Source organism: Cedecea colo, assembly GCF_011808225.1.
Taxonomy (GTDB): Bacteria; Pseudomonadota; Gammaproteobacteria; order Enterobacterales; family Enterobacteriaceae; genus Dryocola; species Dryocola colo.
Window position 1 is genome coordinate 306,584 of the sequence record NZ_SOYS01000004.1, and the last position, 20,080, is coordinate 326,663.

A 20,080-nucleotide genomic window follows, 5' to 3' on the forward strand; every position below is an offset into this window, starting at 1 on the left:
CGTAACGGCCTGGGCTTGACCTTTCAGAATGATATTACTCCCTCTTCCCATCCGTTCATTGATATAGATAGTGCTTCTCAGAGAGGCTTATCTAAAATATGCAATAGCTATCACATATTTATATCAGCATGATAATTTGGCGCAGGAATTATCATATTGATATAGCATCATCACCTTAAGCAGGCTATTTTCCCCGGCAACGTCCAACCTTGCCTGTTAATTTCACCGCTCAGAAAATACGCCTGGCGCCGATATCCGCGCGCAGAATTTAATTTCGTGACAGAGGTCGCATAACGCGCTTCTTTCGTCGTACTTCATATTATTTATCCGGGAACTGGCACATTTATTGTTAGTAACAACACAGCGCTGGCTGTCGGCATTTCAGCACTGTACCTATCCGACCGCACAGCAAACGTTAAGCCCGCCATTCACGCCCAGGATAGAAATATGAAAACAGTTAATGAACTGATTACGGATATCAACAAACTCAACTCTTATCTCAGCGAGAAAGATTTCCTGCTGACATGGGAGCAATCTCCGGATGAGCTGAAGCAGGTTCTGGATGTTGCGGCCGCCCTGAAAATGCTACGTGCTGAAAATATTGCCACGAAAGTGTTTAACAGCGGGCTGGGCATCTCTGTTTTCCGCGATAACTCAACCCGTACTCGCTTCTCCTACGCCTCCGCGCTGAACCTGTTAGGCCTTGCCCAGCAGGACCTCGATGAAGGTAAATCGCAGATTGCTCACGGAGAAACGGTGCGTGAAACCGCCAATATGATCTCCTTTTGCGCCGACGCTATCGGTATCCGCGATGACATGTATCTCGGCGCCGGTAACGCCTATATGCGTGAAGTGGGTGATGCCCTGGATGATGGCTATAAGCAGGGCGTGCTGCCGCAGCGTCCGGCGCTGATCAACCTGCAGTGTGATATTGACCACCCGACCCAGGCGATGGCCGACCTGGCCTGGCTGCGCGAGCACTTCGGTTCGCTGGAAAACCTGAAAGGCAAGAAAATTGCCATGACCTGGGCCTACTCGCCGAGCTACGGTAAACCCCTCTCTGTACCGCAGGGCATCATCGGTCTGATGACGCGTTTTGGTATGGACGTAACGCTCGCGCATCCGGAAGGCTATGACCTGATCCCTGATGTTATCGAAGTGGCAAAAAATAACGCTAACGCGTCCGGCGGCAGCTTCCGCCAGGTTACCAGCATGGAAGAAGCCTTCAAAGACGCCGACATTGTCTATCCGAAGTCCTGGGCGCCGTACAAAGTGATGGAGCAACGTACCGAATTGCTGCGCGCTAATGACCGCGACGGACTTGCCGCGCTGGAAAAAGCGTGCCTGGCGCAAAACGCCAAACATAAAGACTGGCACTGCACCGAAGAGATGATGAAGCACACCCGTAACGGCGAGGCGCTGTATATGCACTGCCTGCCCGCTGACATCACCGGTGTCTCCTGTAAAGAGGGGGAAGTGACCAAAGAGGTATTCGAAAAATACCGCATTGCCACTTACAAAGAAGCGAGCTGGAAACCGTACATCATCGCCGCAATGATCGTGTGCCGCAAATTCGTCACCCCAGGCCAGACGCTGGAGCAACTCCTTAAAGAAGCGCAAAAACGCATCAAATAATCTACCCCGGTCTGGCCTGCGGGCCAGCCTCATCCTTTCGCCATAAAAGAATAAGGATCGATTATGTCTGCTTTCTCACTGAAAATGGATATTGCCGAAAACCGCTTTTTCAACGGGGAGAACTCACCGCTGTTTTCCCGCCAGCAGGCGCAGCAGGCGCGTCACTTCCATCAAAAAATCGCCGGATACCAACCCACACCGCTGGTTGCTATGAACGAACTGGCCGCCCTGTTCGGCGTGCACAAAATTCTGGTTAAAGACGAGTCTCAGCGCTTTGGCCTTAACGCATTCAAAATGCTGGGCGGCGCTTACGCCATCGCGCGGCTGCTTTGCGAAAAATACCAGCTAGATATCAACGAATTCTCATTCGAAACGCTGAAATCCAGCATTAAAGAGAAGATGACTTTTGCCACCACGACCGATGGCAACCACGGCCGGGGCATTGCGTGGGCCGCCCAGAAGCTGGGACAAAACGCCGTTATTTATATGCCGAAAGGTTCGGCGCAGGAGCGCGTGGATGCCATTTTGCGTCTCGGGGCTGAATGTATCGTCACCGACATGAACTACGACGATACCGTCCGCTTCACCATGCAAACCGCGCAGGAAAAAGGGTGGGAAGTGGTTCAGGATACCGCCTGGGAGGGCTACACCAAAATCCCCACCTGGATTATGCAAGGCTACGCCACCCTTGCGGATGAGGCCGTCGAACAGATGGCTGCCATGGGGATAGCCCGCCCGACTCACGTCTTTTTGCAGGCGGGCGTCGGCGCCATGGCGGGCGGCGTGCTGGGCTATCTGGCGGACGTTTACGGCGCCAGAAACCTGCATTCGGCGATCGTTGAGCCAGAACTGGCAGACTGCATCTATCGCTCGGGTGTAAAGGGAAAAATCGTCAACGTCGGCGGCAGCATGGCCACCATTATGGCGGGACTCGCCTGCGGAGAACCCAACCCGCTGGGCTGGGACATTCTGCGCAACTGCGCCACCCAGTTTATCTCCTGCCAGGACGCTGTTGCCGCGCTGGGTATGCGTGTGCTGGGTAACCCGCCCGGTAACGATCCACGCGTTATTTCCGGCGAATCCGGCGCGGTCGGCCTCGGCGTGCTTGCCGCCGTTTATTTCCATCCGCAGCGCGAAGCGCTAATGCACAAGCTGAAACTCGACGGCCACTCCGTCGTGCTGACGATCAGCACCGAAGGCGATACCGATATTCAGCATTACCGGGAAGTGGTCTGGGAAGGCAAACACCCGGCAGCACGGTGACGGACAACAGGCCGTATTACATTCCTCCCGCCACGCGGGAAACACGAAGGACTGGAGAAAAGATCCATGGCTAAGAACATCCCTTTCAAACAGATTGTTGAAAAAGCACAACGCTATCAGAATGATATGACGCGCTTCCTGCGCGATATGATCGCCATTCCCAGCGAGAGCTGCGATGAGAAGCGCGTCATCCATCGTATTAAAGAAGAGATGGAGAAGGTCGGGTTCGACAAAGTGGACATTGACCCGATGGGCAACGTGCTCGGCTATATCGGACACGGACCGCGACTGGTGGCGATGGATGCACACATTGATACCGTTGGTATTGGCAATATCAAGAACTGGAACTTCGACCCGTACGAGGGAATGGAGACGGATGAGCTGATCGGCGGGCGCGGCGCATCTGACCAGGAAGGCGGCATGGCGGCAATGGTTTACGCAGGCAAAATCATCAAGGACCTGGGGCTGGAAGATGAATATACGCTGCTGGTGACCGGCACCGTTCAGGAAGAGGATTGCGACGGCCTGTGCTGGCAGTACATTATCGAGCAGTCCGGCATTCGCCCTGAATTTGTGGTCAGCACCGAACCGACAGACTGCCAGATCTACCGCGGCCAACGTGGACGTATGGAGATCCGCGTCGAAGTCCAGGGCGTTAGCTGTCACGGCTCTGCGCCCGAGCGCGGCGATAACGCGATTTTCAAAATGGCCCCGGTCCTGACCGAGCTGGAACAACTTTCGCAGAAACTGGGTTATGACGCGTTTCTGGGCAAAGGCACCCTGACCGTTTCCGAGATTTTCTTCACCTCACCTAGCCGCTGCGCGGTGGCGGATAGCTGCGCGGTCTCTATCGATCGCCGTCTGACCTGGGGCGAAACCTGGGAAGGGGCACTGGAAGAGATCCGCGCCCTGCCTGCGGTGCAAAAAGCGAATGCCGTGGTCTCTATGTATAACTATGAGCGCCCGTCATGGACCGGCCTGGTCTACCCGACCGAGTGCTATTTCCCGACCTGGAAAGTGGAAGAGAACCACTTTACCGTCCGCGCCCTGAGCAATGCCTATGAAGGCCTGTTTGGACAGGCGCCGGTCGTGGATAAATGGACCTTCTCCACCAACGGTGTCTCCATCATGGGCCGTCACGGTATTCCGGTTATCGGCTTTGGCCCTGGTAAAGAGCCAGAAGCCCACGCGCCAAACGAAAAAACCTGGAAATCCCATCTGGTGACCTGCGCCGCGATGTATGCGGCCATCCCGCTGAGCTGGCTGGCAACGGAGTAATCCATGATATTTTCCGCCGCGCTCAGCGGCGGGATTCTGAGGTTTCTATGCGTGTACTGATCAAAAATGGCCTCGTCGTTAACGCCGACGGACAGATGAAACAGGACCTGCTGATCGAAGATGGCCTCGTCAGGCACCTTGCCGACGCCATTGAGGTTGAGCAACCCTGTGAAGTGATCGACGCCGAAGGTTGCTACGTTATGCCCGGCGGCGTTGATGTTCATACCCACTTTAATATTGATACCGGCCTCGCCCGCAGTTGCGATGATTTTTTTACGGGCACCCGCGCTGCCGCCTGCGGCGGAACCACCACCATCGTCGATCATATGGGCTTCGGCCCGCCCGGCTGTCATCTGCGCCACCAGCTAGAGGTTTATCACGGCTACGCCGCCTATAAAGCGGTTATTGACTACAGCTTCCACGGCGTGATTCAGCACGTAAACCACGGCGTTCTCGATGAGATCCCTCTCATGGTTGAGGCGGGAATCAGCAGCTTTAAACTCTACCTGACCTACCAGTACAAACTTAATGACGGCGACATACTCCAGGCCATGCGCCACCTGCATCGCGCCGGGGCGCTGACCACCGTACACCCGGAGAATGATGCCGTCATCGCCCAGCGGCGGGCGGAGTTTATCAGCGCCGGTAAGACCGCTCCGCGCTACCACGCCCTGAGCCGTCCACTGGAGTGCGAGGCGGAAGCCATTGCCAGGATGATTAACCTCGCCAAACTGGCCGGAAATGCGCCGCTTTATATCGTTCATCTCTCTAACGGCCTCGGGCTGGATTACCTGCGCCTCGCTAAGGCCCGCCATCAGCCGGTATGGGTGGAAACGTGTCCGCAATATTTACTGCTCGACGACCGCTGCTATGAACGTGAGGATGCGCTGAAGTACTTGCTCAGCCCGCCGCTGCGTAACGCCAGCAATAACGACGCCCTGTGGTGCGGTATTAGCGACGGTTCGATTGATACGGTGGCCACCGACCACTGCACTTTCTCCATGGCCCAGCGCCAGCAGATCTCCGGGGGAGACTTTAGCCGCTGCCCGAACGGCCTGCCGGGCGTTGAGAACCGTCTGCTGCTGCTGTTCTCTCACGGGGTAATGAGCGGACGCATTTCGCCCGAACGCTTCGTGGCGCTGACCAGCGCGAATCCGGCGAAACTGTTCGGCCTCTGGCCGCAAAAAGGCGTGCTGGCACCGGGGGCCGATGGCGACGTGGCGATCATCGATCCTAAGCGCACCACAACCATCCGCCACGGCATGTTGCATGACAATGCCGACTACTCTCCCTGGGAAGGCTTTATCTGCCAGGGCGCCATTCGCCAGACGCTCTCCCGAGGCCGGGTTATTTTTGACAACGGCACCTTTACCGGTAACGCCGGACAGGGCCGCTTTTTACGCCGTAACCCCTTTTCCACCGCTTGCCTCCCCGTCAGCGGACCAGAGAATTAAAGAGAGGAATCTATGAGTAAGAAAATTGTTCTCGCCCTCGGCGGGAATGCGCTGGGCAACGATCTTGCAGGACAGATGCAGGCCGTAAAACAGACCTCGCAGGCTATCGCCGACTTAATCGCTCAGGGCCATCAGGTGGTCGTCACCCACGGCAACGGCCCGCAGGTGGGCATGATCAACCTTGCCTTTGAAGCCGCCGCCAAAACGGAAGCGCATACGCCAATGCTGCCGATGTCAGTCTGCGTGGCGTTAAGCCAGGGCTATATCGGCTACGATCTGCAAAATGCGCTGCGCGAAGAGCTGGTGTCGCGCAAGCTGGATATCCCGGTCGCGACCCTGATTACGCAGGTGGAAGTAGATAAAAACGATGAGGCGTTCCGCACTCCGGACAAACCTATCGGCTCCTTTTTCAGCGAAGAAGAGGCGCAAAAGCTGACTCAGCAGGGCTACATGATGAAAGAGGACGCCGGTCGCGGCTACCGTCGCGTGGTGGCCTCGCCGAAGCCTGTCGATATTATCGAAAAACAGACGGTGAAAACGTTGATGGAAGCCTGTCACGTGGTGATTACCGTTGGCGGAGGGGGAATTCCGGTCATTCGCGAAGGCAATCATCTGCGCGGCGTCAGTGCGGTTATCGATAAGGATTGGGCCAGCGCAAAACTGGCGGAGATAATTGACGCAGACATGCTGATCGTTCTCACGGCCGTGGAAAAAGTCGCCATCAACTTCGGCAAGCCCAATGAGCAGTGGCTGGATAAACTGTCGCTGAGCGACGCAGAACGCTTTATTGCCGAAGGCCATTTCGCTAAAGGTTCAATGCTGCCGAAAGTAGAGGCCGCCGCTGCATTTGCCCGCTCGCGCCCTGGCCGCAAGGCGTTGATTACGGTGCTCAGCAAGGCAAAAGAGGGCATTGAAGGTAAAACCGGCACCCTTATTAGCCAGTAATCAGCAGCGGATATTGCCAGAGCAACAGAATAAAAGAGCAGGCCCGGCAAAGCACGGGCCGCCAGCATTATCCATCACGGGTAGTCATTCAGGCGTCAATGCTTTCCGCTTCACGAAGCCGCTCTTCTGCCCGCGAAGAAGATTTCACCTGGGTCATCAGCCCGCCCGCCGCCCTGTTTTTTACCTGCAGGAGTTCCGCCAGTATGCTGATAGCAATCTCGTTCGGCGTCTCCGCGCCGATGTCATAGCCTACCGGCGCCCGTAAGCGGTTGATGTCCGCCTCCGGTACGCCATTGTCCCGTAACTGGTGCAAAAAGACCTGCACCTTACGGCGGCTGGCCAGCAGGCCCAGCCAGGCAACCGGCCGGGTAATCAGGCTATCCAGCGCCTCCCTGTCCTGATTATTGGTGGCAATTAATACGAAATCCTCGGGGCGAATGACCATTTCGTCGACAACCCCAGCGAAACTTGACGCATGAATCAGATGCGTCGACGCGGGAAAATAGTCTGGATTGAGGCTCTCCTGATAAATGTCGCCAACGCCAATATCAAAATCCAGCAGCGCTGCGCCCTGCGCCACCGCGCGATTGACATGGCCCGCACCAACAAGCCACAGCTTTGGCCGCAGGCCGTGAACGCTGATATAGACTGACATCGCGCCGCCGCAGTCAGATCCCACCGCATCGCTGCCATTGCGTGCCATCCGGCCATGAAACATTCTCGACGCTTTCTCGCTCAGGGCCTCAAGCGCCTCGGCAATGACTTTACGCTCGACCATGCCGCCGCCGATGGTGCCGACAATCGATCCTTCTTCACGAATTAACATCTGGGCAGAGTGCCTCGGGGTCGATCCCCTGCTGTCAACGATCTGCGCCAGGGCGAAGGGACGGTTTTGTTTTTCAAGTCTCGCTGCTTCTTCGAAAATATTCATACCAACCTCAACAGATATTTCTCTGACCTGTAGTCTGCGGCTTCATGACACACCCTGCGTCGCTCTTATGCCTGTCCTCGCTCGGTTCATGCTTTCTCAGTTTGAGAAGTTCACGCTCAAGGAGAATTCGCCGGGAGAGGCACACCTTCCATTAATGCAATGTTCATGCTTATCTGTGACTTTTGTTTTCAAAGCGTGAGCCGGAGCATTTTCAGGAGGTGATGCAAGTAGAAGTTGCGACATCGCACATATTATTACCCCAACGCCGCTGCGGACGTTTAAATCGCTTCACGCCCGGCTCCCGTTATTCTCGTCGCCCCGTTGAAAGTAAAGTCGGAATACGCGACCAAATTATCATTGTGATATTTCCTCTCTATTTTTGAGAAATAACACCGCGCTAAAAAAAAGAGTGAGTTTAATTCGCATTAAGCTGCGGTGAAATAACGCACACCACGACGCTGAGTTTCGAGCCACCTCACAAAATCATTATTCCCAACGGCACTCTCTTCATAACTGGTGTGATTGTTGCTCTGCTCCGATTACCCCGTCGGGATGATGACTCTACCGGCAATGTCGATCTTACAAATAAGTCTAAGGAGAGGGTTATGGGAGATATTATGCGTCCCGTCCCGTTTGAGGAACTTTTGACGCGCATTTTCGATGAATATCAGAATCAAAAATCTATATTTGGCATTCCCGAGCAGCAATTCTATGCGCCGAAAACACATCACCCGCTACAGGTATTTGGCGAAAGCTGCGCAACGCCTCTCGGCCCCGCTGCCGGGCCGCACACGCAACTGGCGCAGAATATCATTACCGCCTGGCTCACTGGCGGCCGGTTTATCGAACTTAAAACCGTCCAGATCCTCGACCGGCTGGAGCTTGAGAAACCCTGTATCGATGCGGAAGACGAATGTTTTAATACCGAATGGTCCACCGAATTCACCCTTAAGAAAGCCTGGGATGAATACCTCAAAGCCTGGTTTGTACTTCATCTGCTGGAGCAGGTTTTCCCGCTGACGCCGAATAGCGGCGGCAAATCGTTTATTTTCAATATGAGCGTCGGTTACAACCTTGACGGCATTAAGCAGCCGCCGATGCAGGAATTTATCGACAATCTGATGGACGCTTCCTCCCATCCTAAATTCATGCGCTATCGCGACACGCTCAACCGCTGGGTACATGACAAAGCGTTTATTGCCCGGCTCCCGCAAGGCACCCGTATTTCTGAGCTTGATACGCTGGCGCAGCGCGTTCCCGCCACGCTGGTACGTGGCGTTACCCTCTCGACCATGCATGGCTGCCCGCCGGATGAAATAGAAGCCATCTGCCGCTACATGTTGGAAGAGAAAAATATCAGCACCTTCGTGAAGCTGAATCCGACGCTGCTGGGCTATCCGCGCGTGCGCGAAATCCTCGACGCCTGCGGCTTTGACTATATCGGACTAAATGAAGCCTCATTCGAACACGATCTGAAGCTCGATCGGGCTCTCGGCATGCTCACCCGCCTGATGGCGCTGGCTAAAACGCATAATCTGGGCTTCGGCGTTAAGCTGACCAACACCCTGGGCACCATTAATCATAAAGGCGCCCTTCCCGGTGATGAGATGTATATGTCCGGGCGCGCGCTGTTCCCGCTGTCGATCAATGTTGCTGCCCTGCTCTCCAGGGCGTTTGACGGCACGTTGCCCATCTCCTATTCCGGCGGCGCCAGCCAGCTCAACATCCGCGACATTTTCGAGACCGGCATTCGTCCGATAACCATGGCCACCGATCTGCTGAAACCGGGCGGCTATCTCCGTCTGGCCGAGTGTATGCGCGAGCTGGAGAAAGCCGACGGCTGGACTATGACGCGGGTTGACGTTGACCGTCTGAATGCGCTGGCAGAGAAAGCGGTCAGCATGGCCTGGACCCAGAAACAGTGGAAGCCGGAAGACCGCATTGACGTTGGTGAGCCGCTGCCGCCGATCGACTGCTATGTGGCCCCTTGCGTCACCGCCTGTGCCATCAAGCAGGATATCCCGGAGTATATCCGCCTGCTGGGCGAACATCGCTATGCCGACGCGCTGGAGCTTATCTACCAGCGTAACGCGCTGCCAGCCATTACCGGCCATATCTGCGATCACCAGTGTCAGTACAACTGTACCCGCCTGGATTACGACAGCGCGCTGAATATCCGCGAATTGAAAAAAGTCGCGCTGGAAAAGGGCTGGGATGAATACCAGAAGCGCTGGCACAAACCGGCCGGGTCAGGATCGATGCATCCGGTAGCGGTGATTGGCGCAGGTCCGGCTGGTCTGGCTGCGGGTTACTTTCTCGCACGCGCCGGATATCCGGTCACGCTGTTTGAGCGGGAAGCGAATGCGGGCGGCGTGGTACAGAACATTATTCCGCAGTTCCGCATTCCGGGTGAGCTTATCCACCATGATATCGACTTCGTGGTGAGTCATGGGGTAAATATCATTTACGGCTGCGATCCGCATCTGACGATAGACAAACTCCGGGCACAGGGCTTCCGCTACGTGCTGGTGGGAACCGGCACCGACAAAAACAGCGGCGTGAAGCTGCGTGGCGACAATCAGAACGTGTATAAATCGCTGCCGTTCCTGCGAGACTTCAACCGTGGCGATAAGCTGCAGCTGGGCAAGCATGTGGCCATTGTGGGCGCAGGCAACACCGCCATGGACTGCGCCCGCGCCGCGCTACGGGTGCCCGGCGTAGAAAGCGCCACTATCCTGTATCGTCGCTCCCGACAGGAGATGCCTGCCTGGCGTGAAGAGTACGAAGAGGCCCTGCACGATGGGGTTAATTTCGAATGGCTGTGCAACCCGGAACAGTTCAACGCTGATGGCACTCTCGTGGTACGCATGATGAAGCTGGGCGATGCCGATGAAAAAGGGCGCCGCCGCCCGGTTGAAACGGACGATACCCGCCTCCTCCAGGCTGACGCGCTTATTACCGCTATCGGCGAGCAACAGGATGGCGAGGCGCTGTCGGCGATAGGCATTCCGCTGGACCCGCAGGGCTGGCCGCTGGTCAACGCCGCAGGTGAAAGCAGCAGAAACAACGTCTTCCTGATTGGCGACGTTCAGCGCGGCCCCTCATCCATCGTCTCCGCGATTGGCAACGCCCGTCGGGCCACGGACGAGATTCTGGCGCGGGAAAACATCGCCAGCCATCACGGCAACAAACGCTGGAACAATGTCGATCCGGCGGAGATCTATCAGCGTAAAGGCGCCATCGCCATCACCCAGGTTGATAAGGACGATCGGGACGCCTTTGTCGCGCAGGAAGCCAGCCGCTGCCTGGAGTGTAACTATGTTTGCAGCAAGTGCGTTGACGTCTGCCCGAATCGCGCCAACGTCTCCATCGCCGTTCCGGGCTTCCAGAACCGCTTCCAGACGCTGCATCTTGATGCTTATTGCAACGAATGCGGCAACTGCGCCCAGTTCTGCCCGTGGCAGGGACGTCCTTATCAAGACAAAGTGACCGTCTTTAGCCTTGAGCAGGATTTTATCAATAGCAGCAATCCGGGCTTCTACATTGAGAACGGCAAGGTGCGCATACGCCAGGACGGCGAGATCTGGCAGCTCAATATAAGCCCTGACGGACGCTTCACCGCCGCTCCTGCACAGCTTGACGCCATGTGCCGCATCATCAGCCACGTTCATCAGCACCACAGCTATCTGCTGGGAGGAGTTGAAGTATGAGTATCGTCATTCTGAAAAATGCCACCGCCGCGCAGCTCTGCCCGGCGAAAGTGTGGGAAAACGTCGATATTGCCATTGAGAATGACAAGATCCTCGACGTAGGGCCAGCGCTGAGCCAGCGCTACCCGCAGGCGCAAATCAAAGAGATGCACGGGCGGCTGGTGATGCCCGGTATGGTCTGCTCCCACAACCATTTTTACTCCGGCCTGTCGCGCGGCATTCAGGCGAAGATTGCCCCCAGCCCGGACTTTATCTCGACGCTAAAAAATCTCTGGTGGCGTCTCGACCGAGCGCTGGACGAAGAATCGCTTTACTACAGCGGCCTTATCTGCGCCATGGAAGCGGTGCGCAGCGGTTGTACGGCGGTTATTGACCATCACGCGTCGCCTGAATATATCGCGGGCTCTTTAAGCCAGCTTCGTAACGCCTTTCTCAGGGTGGGCCTGCGCGGAATGACCTGCTTCGAAACCACCGACCGAAACGGCGGTCTGAAGGAGTTGCGGGCGGGCGTGGAAGAGAATATCCGCTTCGCCAACGAGATAGACGCCGCCCGGCAAAAAGGCGATGAGCCCTGGCTGGTGGAAGCGCATATCGGTGCCCATGCTCCCTTCACCGTGCCTGACGAAGGGCTATTGATGCTAAGCGAAGCGCTGAAAGCGACCCGTCGCGGGCTGCATATTCATGCCGCCGAAGACAGTTACGACGTTTCACATAGCCACCATCACTACGGTAAAGACCTGCTGGTGCGGCTGGATGAGTTCGGCCTGATCGACAGCAAAACGTTAATTGCCCATGGCCTGTATATCTCTGATGCCGACGTCGAAGTGCTCAATTCACGGGACGCTTTTCTGGTCCATAACGCCCGCTCCAATATGAATAATCACGTTGGCTATAACCCTCGCCTGGCGGAAATCCGCAACCTTGCGCTGGGCACCGACGGTATCGGCTCAGATATGTTTGAAGAGATGAAGTTTGCCTTCTTTAAACATCGTGATGCCGGCGGCCCGCTGTGGCCGGACAGTTTCGCAAATGCGCTCTATAACGGTAACACGTTGTTAAGCCGCAACTTCAACGCTCGTTTTGGCCGCCTGGAGGCGGGCTGCAAAGCGGATCTCACCATCTGCGACTATCTACCGCCCACGCCGCTGATGGCAGAGAACATCGCCGGGCATATTGCCTTTGGTCTCGGTTCAAACAGCGTACACAGCGTGATGGTAAACGGGGTGATGATCTATGAAGATCGCCAGTTTGCCTTCGACGCCGCGCCCATCTTCCGGGAAGCGCAGAAAGTGGCAGAGAAAATGTGGCGACGCATGGATGCCCTGCCCTGACAGACAACGAAAACCCGCTAACAGGCCCGGCCCGTCCATAGCCGGGCTTTTCTTCGAGAGCGGTGTGAAATTTAGAAGGTGTTTTGCCGAATAACGGTACGCTTATCCGGCCTGTAGACGCTGATGCGGAGCGTTGACGATGCTGGTCTACGGAAAAATACCGACCCGCAGGTTTACAGGTTCAGCAGCGCGGCGGTGGCGATGTTGCGCTGCCTTTGCAATTCCGTCAGATGCTGTTCGGTCATTTTAGTTAATGCTGCCGTCGGGCAGACATCCACGCAGGCCGGGCCGCGCTCCCGCTCGCCGCAAAGATCGCACTTCACAATCACCGGAGCCTGTCCGATGCGGGTTTCGATGGTGATGGCGCCAAACGGACAGGCCACCACGCAACTCTGGCAGCCGATACAGCGGCTGGCATCGGCCTCTACCCGCGCTGAGCCCATCGCGAGCGCGCCGCAAGGGCAGGCTTCCACACAGGGCGCATTCTCACACTGATGACACATCACGGGCACGCTAAGACTATCAAGGCGCATTACTCTGAGACGCGGATTAAACTCTGCGCCTGCGGTGACATGCTCCAGCGCGCAGGCCACCTCGCAGGTTCGACAGCCGATGCACGCGTGCGGACTGGCGACGATAAAACTGGTCATAACCCCTCCTGCTGCCTGAATAGCGTCAACATCTCCGTCGCCGCCTGGCGTCCGGCCACCATCGCGGTCACCACCAGGTCGGCGCCGGTTACCACATCGCCACCGGCGAAGATTTTCTCGTGGCCGGTCTGGGTAGTTCCGCGTCCTTTTCCGCCGGTGGCGATATTTCCCCACCGATCCCGTTTAATGCCGTAACCGCGTAACCACGGCGTATCATGAGGCTGGAAACCAAACGCCATAATCAACACATCGGCCTGCAACTCAAACTCAGAGCCCGCAACGGGCTGCGGACGGCGGCGACCATCCGGCCCTGGTTCCCCCATCTTCGTGCGGATCATGCCCACGGCGCTCACCTGCCCTTTGCGGTTGCGCTGGATGCGCTGCGGCTGGACGTTGAACTCGAAATTAACGCCCTCTTCACGGGCGTTGATCACCTCTTTTTTCGAGCCAGGCATACTCATTTCGTCGCGGCGATAGGCGCACGTTACGCTGGCGGCACCACGACGAACGGCGGTACGCAGGCAGTCCATCGCCGTATCGCCACCGCCGAGAACCACAACCCGTTTGCCTTTGATCTCCGTTAGCGGATATTCCGCGCTTACCTCCAGGCCCATTACCTCACGGGTGCTGGCTATCAGGAACGGTAAAGCCTGAATCACCCCCGGCGCATCCTCACCCTCAAGGCCCGCAGCCATCAGCCCGTAGGTGCCGACGCCCAGAAATACGGCGTCATAGTTTTCCACCAGATCGTTGAAGGCCAGGTCCCGGCCGACCTCCTGATTGAGATGAAAGTGAATGCCCATACCGCTGAAAATTTCACGTCTTACTGCCAGCAGGTGTTTATCCAGCTTAAAAGGAGGAATACCGAAGGTAAGCAGCCCGCCGATTTCCGGATGACGATCATAGACATCAACATGCACGCCCGCGCGAGCCAGGATATCCGCGCAGCCCAGCCCGGCAGGCCCCGCGCCGATAACCGCCACTCGCTCTTTGCGCGGCGTCATCTCGCTAATCGTCGGCCGCCAGCCCATCGCCAACGCGGTGTCGGTGATATAGCGCTCCAGATTGCCGATGGCCACCGATCCTCCCTCATTTTTTAGCGTACACGCCCCTTCGCAGAGCCGGTCCTGGGGACAGACGCGACCGCAGATCTCCGGCAGGGAGCTGCTCTGGTGACACAGTTCAGCCGCCTCGATAATGTTGCCCTCTTTTACCAGACGGATGAAATCGGGAATCGCGTTGTGCAGCGGGCAGGTCCAGTTGCACCACGCTTTCTGCGCGCAGTAGAGACAGCGCTCGCTTTCATATTCCGCATCGCACTCGGCCAGCGGCCGGTAAATTTCGTCAAAATGTTGTTTGCGGTTATCGGCTGCGACTTTTTTCGCCCCAACACGCGGGGGTTTATCCAGAATAGCCTGCCGCCGTTCGCCGCGGACTGCCGCCACCGGCTGGCCTGTAGCCGAGCGGACCTGACGCTCCCGACGAAGCTGATTGATGCTGGTTTCATCCATCAAACGCAGCGCCTGGGTGGGGCAGCTTGCCACACAGGCGGGCTGCCCGGAGGCATGCTGGCTACAGAGATCGCACTTTTGCGCCAGCTGTGGCGCATCATCATCGTTAGCGACCATCTCTATTGCGCCAAACGGGCAGGCGATGACGCAGTTCTTACAGCCGATGCAGAGCGTCTCTTTAAACTGGACGCTGTCGTTAGCAAATTGCAGCGCCTGCGTCGGGCAGGAGGCGACGCAGGGAGCGTCATTACAATGGTGACAGGTCGTGGCGCTGCTGACGTTACGGTGGAAAAAAACGTGAATACGCGGAAGAAAGTGACTGCGCTGCTGCGGCCAGGCGTCCTGATGATGAGAGGTGACGCAGACCACTTCACACGCGTGGCAACCAATGCAGTTCGCGGCGTCGGCAACGATAAATTTATTCATTTGCTTCCCTTTATTATTCTTAAACTCACAGGGATAGCGATGCAATAATCAGACGCTTTTTAACAGTTTATTGCTGTAAAAATTATTTTTGTGAGACATCTCAAGAAATCATTGCTAATCCGCCAGCGCATTCAATAAAACCATTCTGCCGCATCCACTTTGGGCACTTCTGGATGAATCAGATTGATAATTTACCGATCCTTGATGTAGACCAAAATGATATTCACGCTGTCTCAATGTGATACCGTTAATGTATTGCAAAGCTGTACACATCTATTCTCTATTCACGGGCAAATATTATTCTTATTAGCGTGTGATTTATTTCACAAATATATCTCTCCGTCATCGCTGCCATTATATTTGGCACAGCTTACGCATAGCAAAACCTGTGCGTGCAGCATTCTGATAACGCCATCAGCTCAGGGAGGCCGCGGCCTTCGAATCGTAACTTCGGCTCTGTTCACACGTTTACGGAGAGAAGTCGTACAGGAGATAGTAATTTCATGAAAGATATTGCCATTCCGGCCTCGCAAAATTCGGCAGGGACCGCACCTGTTGATGAGGTTTTACCTATCACGCAAATGATTCTTTATGGTCTGCAACATGTGCTGGTCATGTACGCTGGCGCAGTAGCGGTGCCGTTAGTCGTTGGCAATGCGGTAGGATTGCCGCCCGAACATATTATATTGCTGATCAGTGCCGATCTGTTTATCTGCGGCGCCGCCACCATTATGCAATCTCTGGGGGTGACGCCATGGCTGGGCTGTAAAATGCCGCTTATTCAGGGCTGCACCTTTGCGGCGCTTATTCCGATGGTCCTTATTGGTAAGGAATATGGCATCGGGGGGATTTCCGGCTCCGTTATCATTGCCGGTATTTTCATCCTCTGCTGCGCGCCATGGATAAGCAAACTGATCCGCTTTTTTCCGAAGGTGGTAATGGGCAGCATCGTTACCCTTATCGGCATGTCGATAATGCCGGTAGCAGGCGGCTGGATCGGCGGCGGTTCCAGTGAGATGGACGGTTTTGGCTCCCCCTTCGCACTGCTGATGGCGGCGATTACCCTGGTTATCATCCTTAATATTTACACTTTTGCTGCCGGCGTCGTTAAAAATACCTCCGTACTGATAGGCCTTATCATCGGAACGATACTCTGGAGTTTCTTTAAACCGCTAGATTTCCAGCTTGTCAACGCGACGCAGTGGCTTCACCTGCCGACGTTAATGCCGTTTGCCGGGCCTGAATTTCACATTATACCCATTGCTCTACTGTCGATGGTGATGGTTGTGGTGATGGTAGAAACCATGTCATCGATTTTAGCCACGGGCGATATTGTCGGTAAGAAGGTCGATGCGAAAATGTTGCGCAACGGCCTTAACGTCTGCGGGGTTGCCACTACTCTCTGCGGCTTTTTTAACCTGTTCCCCTATGCCGCTTTTGCACAAAACGTTGGCCTGATAGGGCTTACCGGCGTGCGCAGCCGCTTTGTGGTCTCGGTGTCTGGCGTCATTCTGATTTTAATGGGCGTGTTCGCCAAAATGGCGGCGCTGGTAGTGCTGATACCCAAACCCATTCTCGGCGGCGCGGGCATCGTGATGTTCGGTATGGTCGCCGTATCCGGCATTCGCACGCTGGGTCAGGTCAATTATCGAAATAATAATAATGGCATGGTGGTGGCGTTAACTCTCGGCCTCGGCATGATGCCCGTAATGGTGCCGAACCTGTTTACGCAGTTCCCACCCATGTTACAACTCTTCCTGCATAGCGGTATCACTATCGGCACGCTGACGGCGATAGTCGCCAACCTGACCCTTAATGGAAGCGTGCCTTTCAGAATCACTCATGAAGCCCCAGTCCCGGACCCGGTTCCGCCAAGTTCGGCCGCGCGCAATATGGCCGTCAGAACGGTCAGAATGTGGCTGCTGCTACGCAAAGTACAGAAAGAACAACGAGGTGAAGCCCAGGAGGGATAGTCATGATTATTCGTCTGTGCTTTGCACTGATTGTACTCCTGCTGCTGGCCCTACCCGCCGTGCAGCAGGCAATAGCACTCGGCATTAACAGCCGCTTCAGTTATGGCCTGCTGTTTTAAGCCCGGTTTCATCAGGAGCATTATTATGAATACGGTTATCACTGTCTGTCCTTACTGCGCCTCAGGCTGCAAAATGCAGCTCACGGTGGAGAATGGAAAAATTATTCGCGCCGATGCGGCGATGGGTAAAAACAACCAGGGCACGCTGTGCCTGAAAGGCTATTACGGCTGGGATTTTATTAACGATACCCAGATCCTCACCCCGCGCCTGAAAACGCCGATGATTCGCCACCAGCGCGCCAGCAAGCTGGAGTCCGTTTCCTGGGAAACCGCGCTCGATTACGTCGCGACGCGCCTGGGCGCCATCAAAGAAAAATATGGTCCGGACGCTATTCAGACCACGGGCTCTTCACGCGGGCCCGGAAACGAAACGAACTACATCATGCAAAAATTCGCGCGGGCGGTTATCGGTACGAATAACGTTGACTGCTGCGCACGCGTCTGACACGGCCCTTCGGTTGCAGGTCTGCACCAGTCGGTCGGTAACGGCGCCATGAGCAATGCCATCACTGAGATCGATAATACCGATCTGGTGTTTATTTTTGGCTATAACCCGGCGGACTCTCATCCCATCGTGGCAAACCATATCCTGAATGCCAAACGAAACGGGGCGAAAATCATCGTCTGCGATCCGCGTAAAATTGAAACCGCGCGCATTGCCGATATGCATCTTGCGCTAAAAAACGGATCCAATATCGCGCTGCTCAACGCGATTGGTCACGCCATTATTAAAGAGGATCTTTACGATAAGGCTTTCGTCGCCAGTCGTTCAGAAGGCTTCGAAACCTGGCGCAGCATAACTGAACGCTATACGCCGGAGTCGGTAGAGGAGATTACCGGGGTTAGCGCCCGGCAGATCCGTGAGTGCGCACGCATGTACGCCACCGCCAGAACGGCCACTATTCTGTGGGGAATGGGCGTGACCCAGTTCTGGCAGGGCGTGGAAACCGTTCGCGCGCTGACCAGCCTGGCGATTCTGACAGGCAACCTGGGTAAACCGCACGTTGGGGTTAATCCGGTACGTGGTCAGAACAACGTGCAGGGCGCCTGCGATATGGGGGCGCTGCCGGACACCTATCCGGGCTACCAGTACGTCAGCATCCCGGAGAACCGCGAAAAATTTGCCAAAGCCTGGGGCGTTGACAGCCTTCCTGAGCACACCGGCTACCGCATTAGCGAACTGCCACACCGCGTGGAGCATGGCGAAGTGCGCGCAGCCTGGATCATGGGCGAAGACCCGCTACAAACGGATGCCGAACTTTCCGCCGTGCGTAAGGCATTTGCAGGTTTAGAGCTGGTTATCGTGCAGGATATTTTTATGACCAAAACAGCAGCGGCGGCGGATGTCATACTGCCCTCCACCTCATGGGGCGAGCACGAAGGGGTTTACACCGCGGCGGATCGCGGTTTCCAGCGTTTTTTCAAAGTGGTAGAGCCAAAATGGGATCTGAAAACCGACTGGCAAATTATCTGTGATATCGCCACCCGGATGGGTTACCCGATGCACTATGACAACACCCAGCAGATTTGGGATGAAGTGCGTCATCTGTGCCCTAACTTTTTTGGTGCGACCTACGAGAAAATGGGCGAGCTGGGCTATGTGCAGTGGCCATGTTGGGATGAGTCCAGCGCCGATCGGGGCACCTCTTATCTTTTCGAAGAGCGCTTCTCGACGCCAAACGGTCTGGCACAGTTCTTCACCTGCGAATGGCAGGCGCCGCTCGATAAACTCAGCGACGAGTACCCCATGGTGCTGTCGACGGTGCGTGAAGTTGGCCACTACTCATGCCGCTCAATGACCGGGAACTGTGCGGCGCTGGCGAAGCTGGCAGACGAACCGGGCTATGCGCAGATCAACACGGCTGACGCACAGCGTTTAGGCATTGCGGACGAGGAGCTGGTGTGGGTTAACTCGCGTAAAGGGCGAGTCATCACCCGGGCGAAGGTAAACGATCGGCCAAACGTAGGGGCAGTCTATATGACCTACCAGTGGTGGATTGGCGCCTGCAACGAGCTGGTGACCGAGAACCTGAGTCCAATTACCAAAACGCCAGAGTATAAATACTGTGCTGTTAACGTTGAACGCATCAGCGATCAGCGGGCCGCCGAGCAGTATGTGATTGATGAGTACAACAAGCTGAAGGCCAGCCTGCGTGAAAGTGCGGTAGGTTAAAAATTTGCCCCGGAAGAGCCGGTCCTCCGGGGCAATATGATACCTTGTTTACGCCTGCCGTTATCCTTATGCAATCAGGTGCTTATGGCTCAAATGCGCAATCTGCTGATATTGCACCGGGGTATCAACATCCCAGTGAATACCCTGCGCGCTCACCGGCACAATGTGCGTCTCCATCTGTTTAATCACATCCCTTAAAGTCGAGCCGTCCGGCGCATTGTTGATAAACCCGATCGCGCGCTGAGGAAGCAGTACCGGATGCCCTTTCCCCTTTTCGTACGCGGGGATAAAGCAGGTATCCCGCCCGGTGCGGGCCCACAACGTGCGATAGACGTCGGTCGTCACTTCCGGCATATCTCCCAGCGCCAGGAAAAAACGCTGCGCCCTGATATGGCTAACGCCGCACTGAATAGACGAGAACATCCCGGCCTGATAGTTGGGGTTGTAAACCACCTTAATGGCCGGATTCCCCTGATACCAGGCCGCTAATTCATCGCCGCGAAAGCCCGTCACCAGAATCACCCGGTCGCAAAACGCTAATGCGCTGTCAAGGGCGCTATCAAGGATAGTCCCCTCGCCCCAGGGCATCATCATTTTCCATTTTCCCATGCGGCTGGAGAGCCCTGCCGCCAACATGACGCACGTTTTTGCCATTGCTTTTTCCACCTTGATACTCTTCAT

At 55.8% G+C, this 20,080-nt stretch carries 12 protein-coding genes and 1 pseudogene; 9 read left to right on the top strand and 4 right to left on the bottom strand.

Translation table 11 applies throughout. The features are described from left to right. Positions 1 to 447: 447 nt before the first annotated feature. The 5 genes from ygeW to arcC all read left to right on the top strand — a co-directional run bounded on the left by ygeW (position 448) and on the right by arcC (position 6,575). Positions 448 to 1,635, top strand: coding sequence for a knotted carbamoyltransferase YgeW (gene ygeW / locus E2L00_RS11810; protein WP_167611566.1), 1,188 nt, complete (start codon positions 448 to 450; stop codon positions 1,633 to 1,635). A gap of 63 nt (positions 1,636 to 1,698) precedes the next feature. Next, the gene (dpaL, locus tag E2L00_RS11815) at positions 1,699 to 2,898 is read left to right on the top strand and encodes a diaminopropionate ammonia-lyase (RefSeq protein WP_167611569.1); all 1,200 of its coding nucleotides are present in this window, start codon (positions 1,699 to 1,701) and stop codon (positions 2,896 to 2,898) included. A 66-nt stretch (positions 2,899 to 2,964) separates the two neighbouring features. Continuing rightward, entirely contained in the window at positions 2,965 to 4,176 is a 1,212-nt protein-coding gene (locus E2L00_RS11820; protein ID WP_167611572.1) for a YgeY family selenium metabolism-linked hydrolase, read from the top strand. 47 nt (positions 4,177 to 4,223) lie between these two features. Further along, on the top strand, positions 4,224 to 5,630 hold the full coding sequence (gene hydA, locus E2L00_RS11825) for a dihydropyrimidinase (protein ID WP_167611575.1): 1,407 nt from the start codon (positions 4,224 to 4,226) through the stop codon (positions 5,628 to 5,630). Between the two features lie 12 nt (positions 5,631 to 5,642). Continuing rightward, positions 5,643 to 6,575, top strand: coding sequence for a carbamate kinase (arcC, locus tag E2L00_RS11830; protein ID WP_167611578.1), 933 nt, complete (start codon positions 5,643 to 5,645; stop codon positions 6,573 to 6,575). A gap of 154 nt (positions 6,576 to 6,729) precedes the next feature. Here the strand turns inward: arcC and E2L00_RS11835 are convergent. Beyond that, positions 6,730 to 7,506, bottom strand: a pseudogene (locus E2L00_RS11835) (XdhC family protein); the annotation flags it as partial. A 605-nt stretch (positions 7,507 to 8,111) separates the two neighbouring features. Between E2L00_RS11835 and ygfK the strand changes: the two are divergent. After that, complete coding sequence (gene ygfK / locus E2L00_RS11840; protein ID WP_167611584.1) at positions 8,112 to 11,216, top strand: putative selenate reductase subunit YgfK; 3,105 nt, start codon at positions 8,112 to 8,114, stop codon at positions 11,214 to 11,216. Positions 11,217 to 11,218: 2 nt separating this feature from the next. Next, entirely contained in the window at positions 11,219 to 12,547 is a 1,329-nt protein-coding gene (ssnA, locus tag E2L00_RS11845; protein ID WP_167611674.1) for a putative aminohydrolase SsnA, read from the top strand. 173 nt (positions 12,548 to 12,720) lie between these two features. Here ssnA and E2L00_RS11850 read toward each other — a convergent pair whose 3' ends face one another. Further along, a complete protein-coding gene (locus tag E2L00_RS11850; protein ID WP_167611587.1) occupies positions 12,721 to 13,197 on the bottom strand; it encodes a 4Fe-4S dicluster domain-containing protein in 477 nt (158 codons plus the stop codon). Then, complete coding sequence (ygfT, locus tag E2L00_RS11855; protein ID WP_167611589.1) at positions 13,194 to 15,134, bottom strand: formate-dependent uric acid utilization protein YgfT; 1,941 nt, start codon at positions 15,132 to 15,134, stop codon at positions 13,194 to 13,196. The genes E2L00_RS11850 and ygfT overlap by 4 nt, the downstream gene beginning before the upstream one ends. Positions 15,135 to 15,637: 503 nt before the next feature. On the opposite strand from ygfT, the gene E2L00_RS11860 reads away from it, so the two are divergent. Then, positions 15,638 to 17,107: a nucleobase:cation symporter-2 family protein gene (locus E2L00_RS11860; RefSeq protein ID WP_167611592.1), complete on the top strand. Its 1,470-nt coding sequence runs from the start codon at positions 15,638 to 15,640 to the stop codon at positions 17,105 to 17,107. 144 nt (positions 17,108 to 17,251) lie between these two features. Continuing rightward, a complete protein-coding gene (gene fdhF / locus E2L00_RS11865) occupies positions 17,252 to 19,399 on the top strand; it encodes a formate dehydrogenase subunit alpha (protein WP_167611595.1) in 2,148 nt (715 codons plus the stop codon). A 66-nt stretch (positions 19,400 to 19,465) separates the two neighbouring features. On the opposite strand, the gene E2L00_RS11870 is transcribed toward fdhF, so the two are convergent. After that, on the bottom strand, positions 19,466 to 20,065 hold the full coding sequence (locus E2L00_RS11870) for an NTP transferase domain-containing protein (RefSeq protein WP_167611677.1): 600 nt from the start codon (positions 20,063 to 20,065) through the stop codon (positions 19,466 to 19,468). Positions 20,066 to 20,080 lie beyond the last annotated feature (15 nt).

What these genes read in the sequence shown, in the direction of transcription:
- ygfK (WP_167611584.1), top strand. Translation starts at nt 8,112, where the DNA reads ATGGGAGATATTATGCGTCCCGTCCCGTTTGAGGAACTTTTGACGCGC.
- dpaL (WP_167611569.1), top strand. Translation starts at nt 1,699, where the DNA reads ATGTCTGCTTTCTCACTGAAAATGGATATTGCCGAAAACCGCTTTTTC.
- E2L00_RS11820 (WP_167611572.1), top strand. Translation starts at nt 2,965, where the DNA reads ATGGCTAAGAACATCCCTTTCAAACAGATTGTTGAAAAAGCACAACGC.
- hydA (WP_167611575.1), top strand. Translation starts at nt 4,224, where the DNA reads ATGCGTGTACTGATCAAAAATGGCCTCGTCGTTAACGCCGACGGACAG.
- E2L00_RS11860 (WP_167611592.1), top strand. Translation starts at nt 15,638, where the DNA reads ATGAAAGATATTGCCATTCCGGCCTCGCAAAATTCGGCAGGGACCGCA.
- E2L00_RS11850 (WP_167611587.1), bottom strand. Translation starts at nt 13,197, where the DNA reads ATGACCAGTTTTATCGTCGCCAGTCCGCACGCGTGCATCGGCTGTCGA.
- ygfT (WP_167611589.1), bottom strand. Translation starts at nt 15,134, where the DNA reads ATGAATAAATTTATCGTTGCCGACGCCGCGAACTGCATTGGTTGCCAC.
- arcC (WP_167611578.1), top strand. Translation starts at nt 5,643, where the DNA reads ATGAGTAAGAAAATTGTTCTCGCCCTCGGCGGGAATGCGCTGGGCAAC.
- ygeW (WP_167611566.1), top strand. Translation starts at nt 448, where the DNA reads ATGAAAACAGTTAATGAACTGATTACGGATATCAACAAACTCAACTCT.